This is a genomic window from Agathobaculum desmolans ATCC 43058 (genome assembly GCF_000701665.1).
GTDB classification, from domain to species: Bacteria; Bacillota; Clostridia; order Oscillospirales; family Butyricicoccaceae; genus Agathobaculum; species Agathobaculum desmolans.
Genome location: NZ_JNJN01000035.1, coordinates 14,097 through 29,963, shown reverse-complemented (window position 1 = coordinate 29,963; position 15,867 = coordinate 14,097). Strand labels below are relative to the sequence as shown.

17 protein-coding genes are annotated in these 15,867 nt (G+C 58.1%); 13 read left to right on the top strand and 4 right to left on the bottom strand.

Annotation, left to right across the window (positions count from 1 at the left end; genetic code table 11):
• A partial coding sequence (locus T363_RS0109655; protein ID WP_031475340.1) for an IS3 family transposase occupies positions 1–277 on the top strand: 277 nt, incomplete at its 5' end.
• A gap of 75 nt (positions 278–352) precedes the next feature.
• On the opposite strand, the gene T363_RS0109650 is transcribed toward T363_RS0109655, so the two are convergent.
• Complete coding sequence (locus T363_RS0109650; RefSeq protein ID WP_207640628.1) at positions 353–2,014, bottom strand: SulP family inorganic anion transporter; 1,662 nt, start codon at positions 2,012–2,014, stop codon at positions 353–355.
• 386 nt (positions 2,015–2,400) lie between these two features.
• On the opposite strand from T363_RS0109650, the gene T363_RS0109645 reads away from it, so the two are divergent.
• From T363_RS0109645 to T363_RS0109635, 3 genes are read left to right on the top strand one after another with little or no spacing between them, the layout of a single operon-like run.
• Positions 2,401–3,180 (top strand): IclR family transcriptional regulator, encoded by a 780-nt coding sequence (locus tag T363_RS0109645; RefSeq protein WP_031475336.1) that lies wholly within the window; start codon positions 2,401–2,403, stop codon positions 3,178–3,180.
• Between the two features lie 39 nt (positions 3,181–3,219).
• A complete protein-coding gene (locus tag T363_RS0109640) occupies positions 3,220–3,993 on the top strand; it encodes an alpha/beta hydrolase (RefSeq protein WP_034972125.1) in 774 nt (257 codons plus the stop codon).
• Positions 3,994–3,995: 2 nt separating this feature from the next.
• Complete coding sequence (locus tag T363_RS0109635) at positions 3,996–4,493, top strand: GNAT family N-acetyltransferase (protein WP_031475332.1); 498 nt, start codon at positions 3,996–3,998, stop codon at positions 4,491–4,493.
• A gap of 88 nt (positions 4,494–4,581) precedes the next feature.
• Here T363_RS0109635 and T363_RS0109630 read toward each other — a convergent pair whose 3' ends face one another.
• From T363_RS0109630 to T363_RS0109615, 3 genes are all read right to left on the bottom strand, one after another.
• Complete coding sequence (locus tag T363_RS0109630) at positions 4,582–5,097, bottom strand: HD domain-containing protein (RefSeq protein WP_051643208.1); 516 nt, start codon at positions 5,095–5,097, stop codon at positions 4,582–4,584.
• Positions 5,098–5,294: 197 nt separating this feature from the next.
• Entirely contained in the window at positions 5,295–6,650 is a 1,356-nt protein-coding gene (locus tag T363_RS0109620) for an MATE family efflux transporter (RefSeq protein ID WP_031475328.1), read from the bottom strand.
• Between the two features lie 244 nt (positions 6,651–6,894).
• Positions 6,895–8,160 carry an O-acetylhomoserine aminocarboxypropyltransferase/cysteine synthase family protein gene (locus tag T363_RS0109615; protein ID WP_031475326.1) on the bottom strand — a complete coding sequence of 422 codons (1,266 nt, stop codon included), beginning with the start codon at positions 8,158–8,160 and terminating at the stop codon, positions 6,895–6,897.
• Positions 8,161–8,337: 177 nt separating this feature from the next.
• On the opposite strand from T363_RS0109615, the gene T363_RS0109610 reads away from it, so the two are divergent.
• From T363_RS0109610 to feoB, 9 genes are all read left to right on the top strand, one after another.
• Positions 8,338–8,550 carry a DUF896 domain-containing protein gene (locus T363_RS0109610; protein ID WP_031475324.1) on the top strand — a complete coding sequence of 71 codons (213 nt, stop codon included), beginning with the start codon at positions 8,338–8,340 and terminating at the stop codon, positions 8,548–8,550.
• Positions 8,547–9,884 carry a CCA tRNA nucleotidyltransferase gene (locus T363_RS0109605; protein WP_031475322.1) on the top strand — a complete coding sequence of 446 codons (1,338 nt, stop codon included), beginning with the start codon at positions 8,547–8,549 and terminating at the stop codon, positions 9,882–9,884. The genes T363_RS0109610 and T363_RS0109605 overlap by 4 nt, the downstream gene beginning before the upstream one ends.
• Positions 9,874–10,443 carry a hydrolase gene (locus T363_RS0109600; protein WP_031475320.1) on the top strand — a complete coding sequence of 190 codons (570 nt, stop codon included), beginning with the start codon at positions 9,874–9,876 and terminating at the stop codon, positions 10,441–10,443. Before T363_RS0109605 ends, T363_RS0109600 begins: the two co-directional genes overlap by 11 nt.
• A 6-nt stretch (positions 10,444–10,449) precedes the next feature.
• The gene (locus T363_RS0109595; RefSeq protein ID WP_031475318.1) at positions 10,450–10,854 is read left to right on the top strand and encodes a secondary thiamine-phosphate synthase enzyme YjbQ; all 405 of its coding nucleotides are present in this window, start codon (positions 10,450–10,452) and stop codon (positions 10,852–10,854) included.
• Between the two features lie 99 nt (positions 10,855–10,953).
• Positions 10,954–11,496 carry a nitroreductase family protein gene (locus tag T363_RS0109590; RefSeq protein WP_031475316.1) on the top strand — a complete coding sequence of 181 codons (543 nt, stop codon included), beginning with the start codon at positions 10,954–10,956 and terminating at the stop codon, positions 11,494–11,496.
• Between the two features lie 383 nt (positions 11,497–11,879).
• Positions 11,880–12,452 (top strand): DUF3793 family protein, encoded by a 573-nt coding sequence (locus T363_RS0109585; RefSeq protein ID WP_031475314.1) that lies wholly within the window; start codon positions 11,880–11,882, stop codon positions 12,450–12,452.
• 389 nt (positions 12,453–12,841) lie between these two features.
• The gene (locus T363_RS0109580; RefSeq protein WP_031475312.1) at positions 12,842–13,051 is read left to right on the top strand and encodes a FeoA family protein; all 210 of its coding nucleotides are present in this window, start codon (positions 12,842–12,844) and stop codon (positions 13,049–13,051) included.
• Between the two features lie 17 nt (positions 13,052–13,068).
• Positions 13,069–13,290, top strand: a complete 222-nt coding sequence (locus tag T363_RS0109575) for a FeoA family protein (RefSeq protein WP_031475310.1) — start codon at positions 13,069–13,071, stop codon at positions 13,288–13,290.
• A 53-nt stretch (positions 13,291–13,343) separates the two neighbouring features.
• A complete protein-coding gene (feoB, locus tag T363_RS0109570; protein ID WP_031475308.1) occupies positions 13,344–15,851 on the top strand; it encodes a ferrous iron transport protein B in 2,508 nt (835 codons plus the stop codon).
• The last annotated feature ends 16 nt before the right edge of the window (positions 15,852–15,867 follow it).

Here is a 15,867-nt window from a genome sequence, read left to right as displayed (position 1 = left end):
GTACCAGCACGTGTACTTCAGGCAGGCACTTAAAGATCACAAAATCATTCAATCCATGTCAAGGAAGGGTAACTGTTACGACAATTGCATCATGGAGACCTTCTTTGGACGGATGAAAAACGAGATGTTCTACGGGCATGAAAAAGAGTATTCCTCTTTTGAAACGTTTGCTAAGGCTGTTGACACCTACATAAATTACTACAACAACGAAAGAATCCAAGCGAAAACAAAATGGATGCCTCCCGCAAAATTCAGAGAGGCATCCATGTGCACCTAATTCAATTTTTAATGTGTCCAGAATCCTGGGTACATATCACCTTTTGGAAAGCGCACCTCGTTTTGCTGATGCAGTTTATTCTGCCTGCTCCGAGCGGATCGGCCGCGGGCGGTTATCGAGCAGCGCACGCTCGACACTCCAGTAAATGGCGCTGGGATCGAGCAGCTCGAGCAGACCCGAACGGTCGAACATATCAAGCGCCTTGTTGGTGATGCCGCAAACAATCACATCGATGCCCTGCGCACGCAGGTCGCGTGCCTGCTGGAGAATGAACTGCGCGGCGGATACATCGATATCCGGTACGCCGCGGATGGACAGCAGCAGGGTGTCTGCGCCGTTCAGGTGCTCGGGGATCTCTTCGAGTGTGTCGATATTGGCAAACAGCAGCGGCCCGGTGATGTAGGCCACCACCGCGTTGGAGTAGCGTGCGCGCAACGCCGGGTCAGCCACTTTGATACGGTCCATATCGACCTTTTCATAGTTGATCTGCAGGTGGGACAAACGCGAAACCTGCAGTACCAGTGCGATCGAGACGCCGACCAGAATGGCGACGGTCAGATCGAATACGATGGTGGCTGCCATGGTGGCGAGAAATTTGAACATGCCGCCCTTGAAGCGGTTGCGGAACAGGAAACGGATGGATTCCCATTCATTCATGCGCCATGCAGTTATCATCAGCACGCCGGCCAGACCTGCCAGCGGTACATAGCGGATGACCGGGGCGAGTACGAACATCATGATCAGCAGGCCGATGGCGTGGAAAATGCCGGTCAGGCGGGTGTGCGCGCCTGACCGCACAGCAACCGAGGTACGCGCCAGCGCAGCAGTGGCCGGGATGCCGCCGAAGAAGGGCAGCAGCATATTGCCGACGCCTTGTGCGAACAGCTCTTGATCGTTATTCAGCTTCACACCCGTTGCACGGCCGGCAGAAGCGCCGCACAGCAGGCTTTCCAGCATGTTGAGCAGGGCAATCGAGAAGGCGGGGCCGAGCAGCGAGGTCAACTCAGCGGGATCGATGCTGTGCAGGGAGAGCCGCTCCTCCAGCACCAGCGTCTGCGGGATCTCGCCGACCGTGGCGATATCCAGCCGAAAAAGCATGGTTACTGCGGTGGCGGCGATAATGCCGATCAGCGAGGCGGGAACGACCGCATTCCATTTTTTCGGGAAAAAAACCATGATGAGCACGACCAGCAGGCCGATGCCGACTGTGGTCAGATCCGGATGAAAGCCCAGACGGCCGTAGGAGATCAGCTTTTCAATCGCCGAGCCGCCCTCGGACACAGTGCCGAAAAAGTTATCTACCTGACCGAGCGCAATGATCACGGCAATGCCGGAGGTAAAGCCGGAGATAACCGGTGCCGGCACAAAGGCGGTCAGCCCGCCCAGATGCAGGAACGCGGCAAGGATCAGCAGGATGCCCGCCATAAAAGTGGCAAGGAATACGCCCTGCAGGCCATGCCCCGCAACGAGTGATACCAGGATGGCGGCCATGGCGCCGGTTGGTCCGGAGATCTGGTAATAGCCGCCCGAGAGCAGTGAAATGACCAGACCGGCGATGATTGCGGTGACCAGACCGGCGGCGGCATCCGCCCCGGAAGATACACCGAACGCCAGCGCGAGCGGCAGAGCGACAGCGGCAACCGTCAGCCCGGCCATTAGGTCCTGCGTAAGCGTTTTGACCTGATAGCCGTGAAATTCCCGACGCAGGTCGGCCGCATAGCGGCGAAACAGATTCATTTTTTCATTCCCCCAAATCGTGTGTTGACATGCGGCAGCCCGCCGCATATTTCCCCCAGCGGCGAGTTTGTCTGTGTATATATTCAGTATAGCAAGAATTCTCTTCCGGAACAAGCGGTTTTCGGTGATTGCGGCAGTGCACACAGCGGCGGAATGCAGTCAGAGGTCTACGGCTTATGCTTGAAGTGGCATAATATTTCCACATGGGAACTTTTTTCGACAGTTCATCTTATAAAATTGATTTTATGCCGCTGCGATAAATCGTTGCCGTCAGTTTGCAAGAGTTTTTGCAAAACAATCTGTGCAAACTTTCCATTGCATTTTTGTTCAAAATCGCTTAAAATAGAACAAAGTTTTACAATACGAAACGAAAGGGGCCTTTTTCTATGGCAGAGACCTCATCGGTGCAGTCGCTCGACCGGGCGTTTGATCTGCTGGAGCTGCTGTGTCGCAGCCGCAGCGGTATGACCATCGGTGCGCTTTCTGCGGAAACCGGACTGCATAAAAGCACGGTACACCGTCTGCTTTCCAGCATGTGCAGGCGCGGCTTTGTCCAGCGTGATGCAGCAACCAGCATTTACCGCGCCGGTATGCACCTGTGTGAGCTGAGCAGTTATATTGTGGAAAATCTGGATGTAGTCGACTTGGCACGTGCGCCGCTTGAGCGTCTGAATGAGAAGACCGGCGAAACCGTGCATCTGGTGATGCAGGAGGGGTGCGATATTGTCTATATCCATAAGGTGGAAAATACTACCGGTGCGATTCGCATGTTTTCGCGTATCGGTATGCGGCGTCCGCTGTACTGCACCGGGGTAGGAAAGGCGATCCTTGCTACTTGGCCGGAAGATGAAGTGCGGGCGCTTTGGCGCGAAAGCGAGATACGGCCGTGGACTGTACACACCATTGTGAATGAGGATGCCTTTCTGCGGGAGATGGAGCAGGTGCGCCGCAAGGGTTATGCACTGGATAATGAAGAGAATGAGCTGGGGGTGCGCTGCATTGCCGCAGCGGTTGTGGACTATCGCGGACGCGCTTCCTATGCCATTTCGGTTTCTGCGCCGATCAGCCGTATGTCGGACGCCCGCATCGCGGAACTGCGGATTCCGGTGCTGGAGGTGCGGGATGAGGTAACAGCAGCGTTGGGCGGCGGTGTACGCCGTCGGTAGGCGCTGGGTGGTATTGTAGGACCAGAGGGAGGATACGTGATGAACGAGGTGCTGCACCTGCCGCATGGCGTGCTGTCGCACGCTGCCGCCGCGGAGGGACGGAACAAACCCGCGTTGGTGCTCTGTCCGGGCGGAGGATATGCGTTTTGTTCGATCCGCGAAGGGATGCCGGTGGCGCGGGCATTTGCCCGGCAGGGGATCGAAGCATTTGTGCTGCGGTACGACTGTGAGCCGGCACCGATCGGCACGATGCCGCTGCACACGCTGTCGGCAGCGGTCGCGTGGGTGCGGATCAATGCTGTACGCTTCGGTATCGACCCGAACCGGATCGCGGTCGGCGGATTTTCTGCCGGGGCACATCTGGCCGGGATGCTGGCGGCGGTGTGGCACCGGCAGGCATGGTTTGCGCCGCAAACCGATTTGCAGGCGCATCGTCCAAATGCAGCGGTGCTGTGCTATCCGGTGGTAACGGCGGGAGAGTACGGCCATCGCGGTTGCTTTGCCCGATTGGCGGGCAGCGATCCTGCGCGGCAGCAGGCATTCTCACTGGAAACATTGGTGGAGGAACAGATGCCGCCGGTATTTCTGTGGCATACGCTCGAGGATCAGACTGCGCGGGTGGAAAATACACTGCTGCTCGAGGCGGCGCTGCGCCGCGCGTCCGTTCCGCATGAACTGCATTTGTTTCCGCATGGCGTGCACGGATTGGCGCTGGCGGATTTTGAGACATATGATCCGGCGCGCGGGCGTCGGCCTGACCGGCATGTGGCGCATTGGCTGGAATTGTGCGCAGAATGGATAAAGGAGTTGTGACGATGGAGATTCGACAGGCGAATCCAGCAGATCTGCCGGCGCTTCTGACGTTGTATGCCGGGGCGCGGCATTTTATGGCGGAAAACGGGAATCCGACCCAGTGGGGCACGACGCTGCCCACCCGTGAAATGCTGGAGGAGGATATCGCTGCCGCGCGGTTTTATATTTGTGAGCAGGATGGCGGGATCGCTGCGGCTTTTTGTTTTCACACCCAAGGGGATCCGCCGTACCGCACGATCCATGACGGGGCGTGGCTGGATGACGCGCCGTATGGCGTAGTGCATCGGATCGCTTCGGCACGCACGGTGAAGGGTGCGGGGGAATTTTGCCTGAACTGGTGTTTGGCGCAGTGCGGCAATGTCCGCATCGATACCCATCGGAATAACCGACCCATGCAGTGCCTGCTGCGCAAGCTCGGCTTTGTTTATTGCGGAATCATTGATTTGGAGAACGGACTGGGGGAGCGCTTGGCGTATCAGAAACGGATGGAGCAGGCGTAAGCCGCACGTGATGGAAGAAACATTGGATTTTGGTCAAAAAAACCGCCGTTCCGGACAGACGCATCCGAAACGGCGGGTTCTTTTTGTGTTAAGCAAAAACTTTGCGGTATGCGAGGGATAGATAATCGCCGATCGCGGCGGTCATCTCCCGGGAAGCAACAGCCTTATCTGCCAGTGTGATGATCCACGCAATTTTGGTGCGCGGCATGGCGGCCAGTGGGAACATATGCCGGGCGATCGCGTCACATTCGCGCTCGGACAGGCCGAATACACGCTTGGCGCGGCCGGCGGCGATATAACCATGCACAAAACCATGCATATGCATCAGGCGCCGCACGCCGGAAAAATGGTGGATATAGCGGCGGAAGTGTTCGCTGCGCCAGTCGTAGCAGAAGAAATCGTGCAGCAATGCGGCACGCACAACAGAAGCGGTCTCGTCCCCGGACAGACGCATCCGGCGGGCGATGGCATAGGCCGTGACCGCAACGGCTACCGAATGATCGTAAACCGAATTTTCCGGGCCGTGGTGCTGAAAGCTGTGAAGCTGCTGAAAACGGGGATGTTCCAGAATATCCCCCGCATACTGGTGGATTTCACTGTCCAACGGACTCACCTCCTAACGGATACGCGCGAAGCAGGCTTCGCACGGAAACCGGATGTATCATCCTGCGCAGAAAAGAGGAGAAATGCTCCTGCCGGTGCGCGGAAGAGCGGAACAGGATGGATCATCCTATCTGCTTCTTTATTATATGCCGCATGTTGCACAAAAACAAGTGAAATGATGTTACAATTTTGTAACAGTTATTCGGGCAGTCCGCTGAGAAGCTGCCGGTGTACCCGGTGGTACAGCAGTGCGGCAGCAAGCAGACCGGCGGCCTCTGCCAACGGGAAGGACAGCCACACAGCCGACAGGCTGTAACGCGCCAGCAGTGCGGCAAGCGGCAGGATCACGATCAACTGGCGCAGCAGAGCGACAAACAGCGATTCGCTGCCGCGGCCCAAGCCCTGCATGCAGCCGGACAGGATCAGGGATATCCCGGCCAGACAGAACGAGGTAGAGATGATGCGGATGCCCGGGATGCCGATGGCAAGCATGGTCTCAGAAGCGTCGAACAGCCGCAGAAGCGGTACCGGCAGCGCTTCAAACAGCAGCGTACCGGTAGCCATAATGCCCAGCCCGAGCAGCATGGCGTAGCGGGTGATCCGCTCGATGCGGCGGCGGTTTTTGGCGCCGTAGTTGTAGCCGATCATCGGGATAAGTGCGTTGTTCAGACCGTAGATCGGCATAAACAAAAAGTTTTGCAGTTTGTAGTAGATACCGTAAAAGCCGACGGCAGTCTGTGAAAACGGCATCAGGATGCGGTTGAAGCCGACCGTGAGCACGCTCATCAGCGATTGCTGCATGGCAGCGGGAAGACCGATGCGCACGATTTCACGCAGGATGCGGCCGTCCGGCCGGAAGCCGCGCAGGCGGATATGGACATCGTGGTTGAATTTGACGTTGATGAAAAAGCCGATCGCCATGGCGATGATCTGGGACAGGACGGTTGCGAGTGCTGCACCGGTGGTGCCGAGGGCGGGACAGCCCAGCAGGCCGAAGATCATGATGGGGTCGAGCACGCAGTTGAGCACCGCGCCGATCAGTTGGGTGATCATATGATACACCGTGTTGCCGGTTGCCTGCATCAGCCGCTCGGCGGTGAACAGCAAAAATACGCCGCAGGAGGCGACCGAAACGACCGTTACATAGTCGGTACCCATATCGGCCACAGCGGGAACGGCGGTGAATAGGGAGATGAAAGGGCGGCCGAACAGCAGGCCGAGCACAGCAAACAGCACCCAGAAGCAGACCGACAGGAAAATACCGTTGGATGAGACTGCATCCGCTTCCTGCTGTTTTTTTTCACCCAGACGGCGGGACAGCAGCGCGTTGATGCCGACGCCCGTGCCGGTCGCCACGGCGATCATCAGAAGCTGCACGGGAAACGCAAGCGTCACTGCGGTCAGCGCATCCTCGCTGATGCGGGCAACAAATGCGCTGTCCACAATATTGTACAGTGCCTGCACCAGCATGGACAGCATGATCGGGAAGGACATGGTGAGGATCAGCCGTCCTTCCGGCATGGTGCCCATTTTGTTTTCCGTTGCCTGTGCCATAGAAATGCCCCCTGTTTTTGCGTGAAATAAACGGTCGGATCCCAGCATCCGGTCGGGCTGGGGGTGAGGTGAAATACACCACTAAGTCTGATTTCGGATAGTCGGAAACCGAAGTTTTTTGACATCCTGATTATAGTAGAGCGTTTTTCAAAAGTCAAGCAGGGTGAGTGAAAAAATACAGGGCGGCAGGCTGGTGCCTGCCGCCCTTGTGCTGACGAAAAAGCGTTCGCGCGGGTGTTGGGAATCAGATCTGGGCGAGCGCCTGATCGAGATCCGCAAGGATATCCCCGACGTTTTCCAGACCGACCGACAGCCGCACCAGACCGGGCTGGATGCCGGCGGCGACCAGCTGCTCGTCGGTGAGCTGGCGGTGGGTCTCGCTGGCCGGATGCAGCACGCAGGTGCGGATATCCGCAACGTGCACTTCGTTGCAGGCAAGGCGCAGGCTGTCCATGAATTTCATGGCGGGCGCACGGCCGCCCTTGATATCAATGCTCATCACGCCCGAGGTGCCGAGCGGCAGATACTTGCGCGCGCGGTCGTAATGCTCGTTGCCGGGCAGACCGGGGTAGCGGACGGAGGCGATTTTGTCCGACGCTTCGAGGTGCTTTGCCACGGTCAGCGCGTTTTCGCAGTACTGCTTCATGCGCACGGGCAGGGTTTCCAGCCCGAGGTTGAGCAGAAAGGCCGAATGGGCGGCCGGATAGCAGCCGAAGTCGCGCATGAGCTGCATACGTGCTTTGATGATGTAGGCCATCGCGCCGAAGTCACGGGTGTAGGTAACGCCGTGGTAGCTTTCATCCGGCTCGGTGAAATCCGGGAATTTGCCCGAAGCGGCCCAGTCGAATTTGCCGCCGTCCACGATAACGCCGCCGCCCTGCACGGCATGGCCGTCCATGTATTTGGTGGTCGAGTGGATGATGATATCCGCGCCGAATGCAATCGGACGGCACAGGATCGGGGTCGCAAAGGTGTTGTCCACAATCAGCGGCACGCCGTTTTTGTGCGCGATGTCCGCCCACTTTTCGATATCGAACACGGTGAGCGCCGGGTTGGCAAGCGTTTCACCGAATACAGCCTTGGTGTTCGGCTTAAAGAGCTTCTGGATCTCGGCTTCATCGGCTTCCGCATCCGCCCAGATGCACTCGATACCGAGCTTTTTGAGCGTAACGCCGAACAGGTTGATCGTGCCGCCGTAGATGGTGGAGGCAGCGATAAAGCTGTCGCCCGCTGAACACAGGTTGAGGATGGAGAGCAGGGAAGCAGCCTGACCCGAGGAGGTCAGCATGGCGCCTACGCCGCCTTCCAGCTCTGCGATCTTTTTTTCAACCGCATCGCAGGTGGGGTTGGCAAAGCGGGAATACATGAATTCGGTCGGCATATCGAACAGGCCTGCAATATGCGCAGTTGAATCAAAACGATAGGTGGTGGACTGCACGATCGGCATGACGCCCGGTCCGCCGTTTTCCGGCTGATAGCCCGCGTGCAGGCATTGGGTCTCGATTTTCATAGCAGCAAAACTCCTTTACAGGAAAAAGTATAGAGACAAAAATATTTTAGCACGTGAGAAAAATCCGGTCAAGAAAATGTATCGGCGGCGTCTGCCGCGCACACCGGATTGACATGGACTTTACCGGCGCGTTTTGCTATAATAAGGGCATATCACTTTCCATGGAGGAATACGGTCATGACCGATGAAAAAATCGCGCGCATCAACGCGCTTGCGAAAAAAGCCAAGGCGGAAGGGCTGAACGCTGCCGAGCAGGCCGAGCAGAAGGCGCTGCGCGCGGAATATATCGCGGGCTTCCGCGCCAGCCTCAAGGCGCAGCTGGATAACACCGTGGTGCTGAATCCGGACGGCACTTCGTTTAAGCTGCGGGAAAAGAAGAGCGGGCAATGATGCGGCTGCCGGAGCACGCCGCCCGCGCCGTTGCAGCGCTGGAGGCAGCGGGATACCAGACCTGGGCGGTCGGCGGCTGCGTGCGCGACAGCCTGCGCGGTGCGGCGCCGCATGATTGGGATTTGTGCACCGCGGCGCGTCCCGATCAGATGCAGGCGGTTTTTGCAGGGGGACGGGTGCTGGAGACCGGTCTGCGGCACGGAACACTGACCCTGCTGACCGGGGGCGGGCCGATCGAGATCACGACCTTCCGAACGGACGGCGGCTATTCGGACGGACGGCATCCGGATGGGGTGCGCTTTGTCGGCAGTGTGGAGGATGATCTCGCCCGGCGGGATTTTACCATCGGAGCTATGGCATGGCATCCGCAGCGCGGCCTGTGCGACCCGTACGGTGGGCTGGATGACCTGCAGGAAGGTATTCTGCGCGCCGTCGGCGATCCCGACGCGCGCTTTGCCGAGGACGCGCTGCGTATCCTGCGGGGGATCCGGTTTGTATCCCGGCTGGGCTTTGCGGTGGAGCGGGAAACGGCGGCTGCCATGCGGCGGCAGGCCGCCCGTTTGAACGGCATTGCGGCCGAGCGGGTGCGCGGGGAGCTGACCGGGCTGTTGTGCGGCCGCTTTGTGCACCGCGCTTTACGGATGTTCGCCGATCTGATCGGTGTGGTGCTGCCCGAGCTGACGCCGATGTTCGGCTGCGCGCAGCGCAATCCGCACCATTTGTATGATGTGTGGGAGCACAGCATCCGCGCGGCGGCGCAGGTGCCGGCAGATCCGGTGCTGCGCTGGGCGGCACTGCTGCATGATTGCGGCAAACCGGCCTGTAAAACGGTGGATGAGCAGGGGATCGGACACTTTTACGGGCATCCCGCAGTCAGCCGGACGATTGCAGAACAGATCGCCCGCCGCCTGCGCTTTTCCGGCGCGGATCAGGATCGGCTGCTGCTGCTCGTCGAGCAGCATGACCGCCCGTTGGGAGAAAATGATAAACTGGTGCGCCGCCGCCTGTCCCAGATCGGGGAGGCGCGGTTCCGCGACCTGCTCGTCTTGAAGAAAGGCGATGCGGTCGGACAGGGGACGCATCCGGAGGATGTGGCGGCACTGTTGGAAACCGAACGCCGGCTGCGGGCTGTTTTGCAGGCGGATATATGCTTTTCCCTGCACCATCTGGCGGTGAAGGGCAACGACCTGACCGCACTGGGGCTGTCCGGTCCAGCCGTGGGTGAAATGCTGCATTTTCTGCTCGACGCGGTGCTGGATGAACAGGCGGAAAATACGCGGGAAGCCCTGCTGGCGCTGGTCCGCGCCCGAATGGAGGAACAACATGAGCAATAAAGAGCTGTTTATCGAAACTTATCAGAAAAATATCCACCGTCCGGGGGCGGATAAGCTGCTGGCTTGGATGGAATCGACCGACTTTTTCACTGCGCCCGCCTCGACCCGTTTTCATGCAGCATATGAGGGCGGACTGCTGGATCATTGCATGAACGTATATAATGTGCTGATCTCCAAGCACTATGATCCGGCGGCGGATGATCTGGAGAGTTTTACGATTGCTTCGCTGCTGCACGACCTCTGCAAAGCGGGGTTTTATAAAACCGAGCTGCGCAACCGCAAAAACGACCGCGGGGAGTGGGAAAAGGTGCCGGTTTACGCCGTGGATGACCAGTTTCCTTACGGGCATGGAGAAAAATCCGTGTATTTGATCGAGCGCTTTATGCGCCTGCGCACCGAGGAGGCGATGGCGATCCGCTGGCACATGGGTGGGTTTGATGATTCGGTGCGCGGCGGCAGCTTCGCGCTGGCACATGCGTATGAAAAATATCCGCTCGCGGTTAAGCTGCATCTGTCCGATCTGGAAGCGACCTATCTGCATGAGAACAGGAGTGAATGACCGTTGATGACCAGAGAATTTACCCTGCGTACCGAATACGAGGGAATGTATGACGTGACCGCGCAGCTTTGTCAGGTGATCCGTGAAAGCGGCGTGCAGAGCGGCATTGCGGCGGTGTACTGCCCGCATACCACGGCGGGCATCACGATCAATGAAAATGCCGATCCGGATGTGCAGCACGATTTACTGCTCGGGCTGCGCGAAGCCTTTCCGGACCGGGCGGCGTTCCGCCACGGGGAGGGGAATTCCGCAGCACACCTCAAGTCGAGCTGTGTAGGGGCAAGCCAGATCGTACTGATCGAGGACGGACGGCCGCTGCTCGGCACTTGGCAGGGCGTGTATTTCTGTGAGTTTGACGGCCCGCGTACCCGGCGGTTTTCTGTTAAGGTGATGCAGGACAGTAATATATAATGAGCATCTTTTGGTGATGTTTTTGGCAGAAATGGGTTGTGTGATCCTGCCTGCTTTGCTACAATAAGAGCAAATCACGTATCAAAGGAGCAGACGGTCATGGAAGCACTGGAATGCATCAAAACGCGCCGCAGCGTGCGGCGTTTTACCGAACAGCCGGTTACGAAAGAAGAAGTGGAGCCGATCGTAGCGGCAGCGGCCTTTGCGCCGAGCTGGAAAAATACGCAGATTGCGCGGTATACGCTGGTGACCGATCCGGCTTGCAAGCAGTGGCTGGCGGATGAGTGCATGATGGATTTTGCATTCAATCAGAAAACTGCGTCCAACGCACCGGCGTTGGTGGTGCTGACCATGCGCACAGAGCGCTCGGGTTATGAGCGGGACGGATCGTTTTCCACCTCGCAGGGGACACACTGGCAGTCCTTTGATGCAGGGATCGCCGCGCAGACCTTTTGTCTGGCGGCACACGCGCAGGGATTGGGCACGGTGATTCTGGGCATCTACGAGGAAGAGAAGGTCAGGGCGGTTATCGATATACCGGAAGGGGAAGCAGTTGCAGCGCTGATCGCAATCGGCTACCCGGCAGAGGAACCGGTCTGCCCCAAACGCAAGGATACGGATACGCTGCTCCGCATGGTATAAGCGGCTGCTACGGAAAGACCGGCAGTGGAGGATGCTTTGCGGCATATCGGGCAGCACTGTGGCGTGCAGACGCAAAGGAGATCCGTGGTTTTAAGGGGATAGCGGCATTGCCTCTCCGCCTGTTGCGCACGGCAGTACAATAGTGGGCTTCATCAAACGGCATCCGGTGGGAATATCCCACCGGATGTATTTTTTCGAAAAAGTGCTTGACAATTCGGTTAGCGTATGCTAACCTATATGCAGGTTAGCCAAGGCTTACCAAACGGCGCAAAAGACGTACCGGCGCGGGCAAAGGTGTTTTTCTGTTTTTTTCCGTTTGCCCCACCGCAAGGGATAATCAGCGCCGGCAGAGGGACAATATCCGGCAGGAGGTGTGTGTTCCGATGGAGTATCAGAACCAAGGGCTGGATCGTCTGCTGGCGGCATATTGCTCTCCGGCTTTGGCGGGGATCAAACCGGCGAACCTGGTATCGTGCGACCGTGCACGGTATCCGGATTTGCCGTACCGGCTGCTGGCATATCGCAAGGCGTTTGCGTGCCGCGGGATGCGGTTTGAAATTCTGTGCAGCTGCGGCGGCAGATATCTGCTGCTGGTGTATCAGCAGCAGCGGTTGGCGCAGCGTTTGGCAGAGCCGGGTGTGCAGCGTGCGCTGCGGTATTTCGGCTATGCGGAAGGACAAACGATGGAGGCATTGCTGTGCCGGCTGCGCTGCCGTATGGCAGCCTCGGATGGGTTTCCGCATGAGATCGGTTTGTTTCTTGGCTATCCGGTGGAAGATGTGATGGGCTTTGTCCGTTACGGCGGCCGCGGCTGTAAGCTGAGCGGCTATTGGAAGGTATACGGGGACGCAGAGGAAGCGACCCGCCTGTTTGAACGCCTTTCGCGCGTGTGCCGCGCGGTGACCCGGCGTGTGGAACAGGGGGAGACGCTGCTGCAAGTGTTCGCCGCATCATGACAGTGTATGGATCGCAGTTGACGGATCGAGCCATCCCCATAACATTTTCGGTCATTCCCGCCGTAAGGCGGTTATGATACAATGATCCTTTCTTGTCCCCCTGCATCGAACAGGGGAAGGGCGGTCTGAACCGGCATGGGTTTGGATCACAGCCCGGCCCGCAGCCGATCGGAACAACGGCTGCGGGCTTCCTCCTTGTCTGCGTATGGGAATGGGTATACAAATTAGCAGCGTCTAACCGAAGTGCGCTTGTGCGATATGACAAAGTTGTAACAAAGTGCTTGACAAAATGGAGTTAGCGGTGGTAAACTTCAAACGCTAAGAAGTTAGATACGCCTAACTGGTGGGTGCTGCCACCGGAAGGAACATAAAAGGAGAGGATCGATATTATGCCGCTTACATTGATGGATCCCGGTGTGGAAACCGAAATCAGGATGATCCGGGGAAAGGATCAAACCCGGCAGTTTTTACATAATCTCGGCTTTGTAGAGGGTGCAAAGGTTGCTGTGGTGTCCTCACTGGCGGGCAACCTGATTGTTTCGGTAAAGGATACACGCGTGGCGCTTTCCCAGCAGATGGCATCGCGCATTATGGTTTGAAAGGGGAACGGGTATAGATGAACAATCTGAAGGATACACCCTGCGGCACAACGGTTACGGTGCGCAAGGTCGGGGGAGAAGGCGCAACGCGGCGGCGAATCATGGATATGGGCATTACGCGCGGCGCGGAAGTATTTGTTCGTAAGGTCGCACCGCTTGGTGATCCGATTGAGGTGACGGTGCGCGGCTATGAGCTTTCGCTGCGCAAGGCGGATGCGGTTTATATTTTGGTAGAGTAAATTTTTTTTGCAGACAAGTTAGCGAAAGCTAATTCGAGGAAAGGGGAAATACAATGTCCATCCGTTTGGCGCTTGCCGGCAATCCGAATTGCGGCAAGACCACCATGTTTAATGAATTGACCGGTGCAGCGCAGTATGTCGGCAACTGGCCGGGCGTGACTGTGGAGAAAAAGGAGGGCCGGTGCAGGGCGGATAAAACCGTTCTGATCACTGACCTGCCGGGTATCTATTCGCTTTCGCCGTATACGCTGGAAGAGGTCGTCACGCGGGATTTTCTGGTGAATGAACAGCCGGATGCGGTGATCAATCTGGTAGATGCTTCGAATATCGAACGCAATCTGTATTTGACCACGCAGCTGCTCGAAATGGGGCTGCCGGTGGTTGTTGCGCTGAATATGATGGATATTGTCGCCAAGCGCGGCGATGTGATCGATACCGCGCAGCTTTCCGCCCGGCTTGGCGTGCCGGTGGTGGAAACCACGGCGCTCAAGGGCAAGGGCGTGCGCGAACTGGTCGAAACGGCGAAGCAGGCCGCACAGGACGGCAGCGTACCGCAGGTGCACCGGTTTGAGGCGTGCATCGAAAACGCGCTGACGCAGATCGAGTGCATGATCCGGGATGTGACGGAGCCGGCGCAGCGCCGGTGGTTTGCGGTGAAGCTGTTTGAGCGCGATGAAAAGGTGCTCGCCCGATTCCGCTTCGGCGCAGATGCGCGCGAAAAGTTGGAAACCCTCGTTGCGGCGGTGGAGGAAACCTTGGATGATGATGCGGAATCCATTATTACGGACGCCCGGTATCAGTACATTGCACAGGTGGTAAAGCCCTGCGTACAGAAAAAGCAGACCGGCATGACACTGTCCGACCGGATCGACCATATTGTGACCAACCGCTTTTTGGCGCTGCCGATCTTTGCACTGGTTATGTTTTTGGTGTATTATGTATCTGTGACCACGGTGGGCACGGTGCTGACCGATTGGGCCAATGACGGTGTGTTCGGGGAAGGCTGGCATCTGGCGGGCTATGGCGCCGGGGCGTATGAGGATGCCGCTGCCGCCTATGAGGATGATGTGACCCGCCGTGACGCATGGCTGGAGGCTGCGGAAACGGCAGGGCTGGATGTTTCTGCACTGACCGAACAGCTTGCGGCGGAGGAGCCGGATGCGGCAGCCGCGGCGCAGGCCGGTGCGGTATTGGCGGCAGATCCTGCGGCAGCAGCAGTGGTCGGTACGGCTGTGTTTGAAGACGAAAAGACCGGCGCAGTTGTGACCGAGCCGGTCAGCCTGTCGGTGTTCGAGCGGACGCTGGCTGCCGAAGCACCCGATCCGGCGGATTTCGGCATCTGGGTGCCGGGCATTCCGGTGTTGTTGGGCAATGCGCTGGCGGGACTTGGCATTGCGGACTGGCTGTACAGCCTGATCATGGATGGCATCGTGGCTGGTGTCGGCGCGGTGCTGGGCTTTGTGCCGCAGATTCTGGTTCTGTTTTTCTTCCTCGCCATTTTGGAGGACTGCGGTTATATGGCGCGCGTGGCCTTTATCATGGATCGCGTGTTCCGCAAGTTCGGCCTGTCAGGCAAGTCGTTTATCCCGATGCTGATCGGCACAGGCTGCGGTGTGCCGGGCATTATGGCTTCACGCACGATCGAGCAGGAGCGCGACCGGCGCATGACGATCGTGACCACGACCTTTATTCCGTGCAGTGCCAAGCTGCCGATCATCGCCCTGTTTGCAGGCGCGCTGTTTGACAACGCGGGCTGGGTAGCGTTTTCGGCCTATGTGATCGGCGTGCTGGCAATCGTGCTGTCCGGTATCATGCTGAAAAAGTTCCGCGCGTTTGCAGGAGAACCGGCGCCGTTCGTGATGGAGCTGCCGGCGTACCATGTGCCGACGGCGGGCAATGTGCTCCGCTCCATGTGGGAGCGTGGCTCGTCCTTTATCAAAAAGGCGGGTACGGTTATCCTGCTGTCCAGTGTGGTGCTGTGGTTCCTGCTCAGCTACGGCTGGGAAAACGGTGCATTCGGTGCCGTCAGCGAGATCAACAACAGTGTGCTGGCAGCAATCGGCAATGCGGTTGCTCCCCTGTTCGCTCCGCTCGGTTGGGGCACGTGGGAAAACGCTGTGGCGACCGTTACCGGGCTGATCGCGAAGGAAAATGTGGTGGCAACCTTTGGACAGACATTGGGCTTTGCCGAGGTGGCAGAGGATGGCGCGGAAATTTGGAGCCTGCTGGCCTCTTCTTTCACACAGGTCACGGCGTTCTCGTTCATGTGCTTTAATCTGCTGTGCGCGCCCTGCTTTGCAGCGATGGGAGCGATCAAGCGCGAGATGAACAACGCAAAGTGGACGGTTTTTGCCATTGGTTATATGTGTGTGTTCGCTTACGGCATTGCGCTGATGGTCAACCAGTTCGGCGGGCTGGTCACAGGAGAGCTGTCGTTCGGCCTTGGTACGGTGGCCGCGCTCGCGGTGCTGGCTTTGATGCTGTACCTGCTGCTGCGCAAGCCGTCGGTTTCCCGGAACGGTGTGGAAGCGCACCGCATGAGCGTACAGGCAAATTCCTGACAGATGATTGAGAAAG

What these genes read in the sequence shown, in the direction of transcription:
- T363_RS0109650 (WP_207640628.1), bottom strand. Translation starts at nt 2,014, where the DNA reads ATGAATCTGTTTCGCCGCTATGCGGCCGACCTGCGTCGGGAATTTCAC.
- T363_RS0109645 (WP_031475336.1), top strand. Translation starts at nt 2,401, where the DNA reads ATGGCAGAGACCTCATCGGTGCAGTCGCTCGACCGGGCGTTTGATCTG.
- T363_RS0109640 (WP_034972125.1), top strand. Translation starts at nt 3,220, where the DNA reads ATGAACGAGGTGCTGCACCTGCCGCATGGCGTGCTGTCGCACGCTGCC.
- T363_RS0109635 (WP_031475332.1), top strand. Translation starts at nt 3,996, where the DNA reads ATGGAGATTCGACAGGCGAATCCAGCAGATCTGCCGGCGCTTCTGACG.
- T363_RS0109620 (WP_031475328.1), bottom strand. Translation starts at nt 6,650, where the DNA reads ATGGCACAGGCAACGGAAAACAAAATGGGCACCATGCCGGAAGGACGG.
- T363_RS0109615 (WP_031475326.1), bottom strand. Translation starts at nt 8,160, where the DNA reads ATGAAAATCGAGACCCAATGCCTGCACGCGGGCTATCAGCCGGAAAAC.
- T363_RS0109610 (WP_031475324.1), top strand. Translation starts at nt 8,338, where the DNA reads ATGACCGATGAAAAAATCGCGCGCATCAACGCGCTTGCGAAAAAAGCC.
- T363_RS0109605 (WP_031475322.1), top strand. Translation starts at nt 8,547, where the DNA reads ATGATGCGGCTGCCGGAGCACGCCGCCCGCGCCGTTGCAGCGCTGGAG.
- T363_RS0109600 (WP_031475320.1), top strand. Translation starts at nt 9,874, where the DNA reads ATGAGCAATAAAGAGCTGTTTATCGAAACTTATCAGAAAAATATCCAC.
- T363_RS0109595 (WP_031475318.1), top strand. Translation starts at nt 10,450, where the DNA reads ATGACCAGAGAATTTACCCTGCGTACCGAATACGAGGGAATGTATGAC.
- T363_RS0109590 (WP_031475316.1), top strand. Translation starts at nt 10,954, where the DNA reads ATGGAAGCACTGGAATGCATCAAAACGCGCCGCAGCGTGCGGCGTTTT.
- T363_RS0109585 (WP_031475314.1), top strand. Translation starts at nt 11,880, where the DNA reads ATGGAGTATCAGAACCAAGGGCTGGATCGTCTGCTGGCGGCATATTGC.
- T363_RS0109580 (WP_031475312.1), top strand. Translation starts at nt 12,842, where the DNA reads ATGCCGCTTACATTGATGGATCCCGGTGTGGAAACCGAAATCAGGATG.
- T363_RS0109575 (WP_031475310.1), top strand. Translation starts at nt 13,069, where the DNA reads ATGAACAATCTGAAGGATACACCCTGCGGCACAACGGTTACGGTGCGC.
- feoB (WP_031475308.1), top strand. Translation starts at nt 13,344, where the DNA reads ATGTCCATCCGTTTGGCGCTTGCCGGCAATCCGAATTGCGGCAAGACC.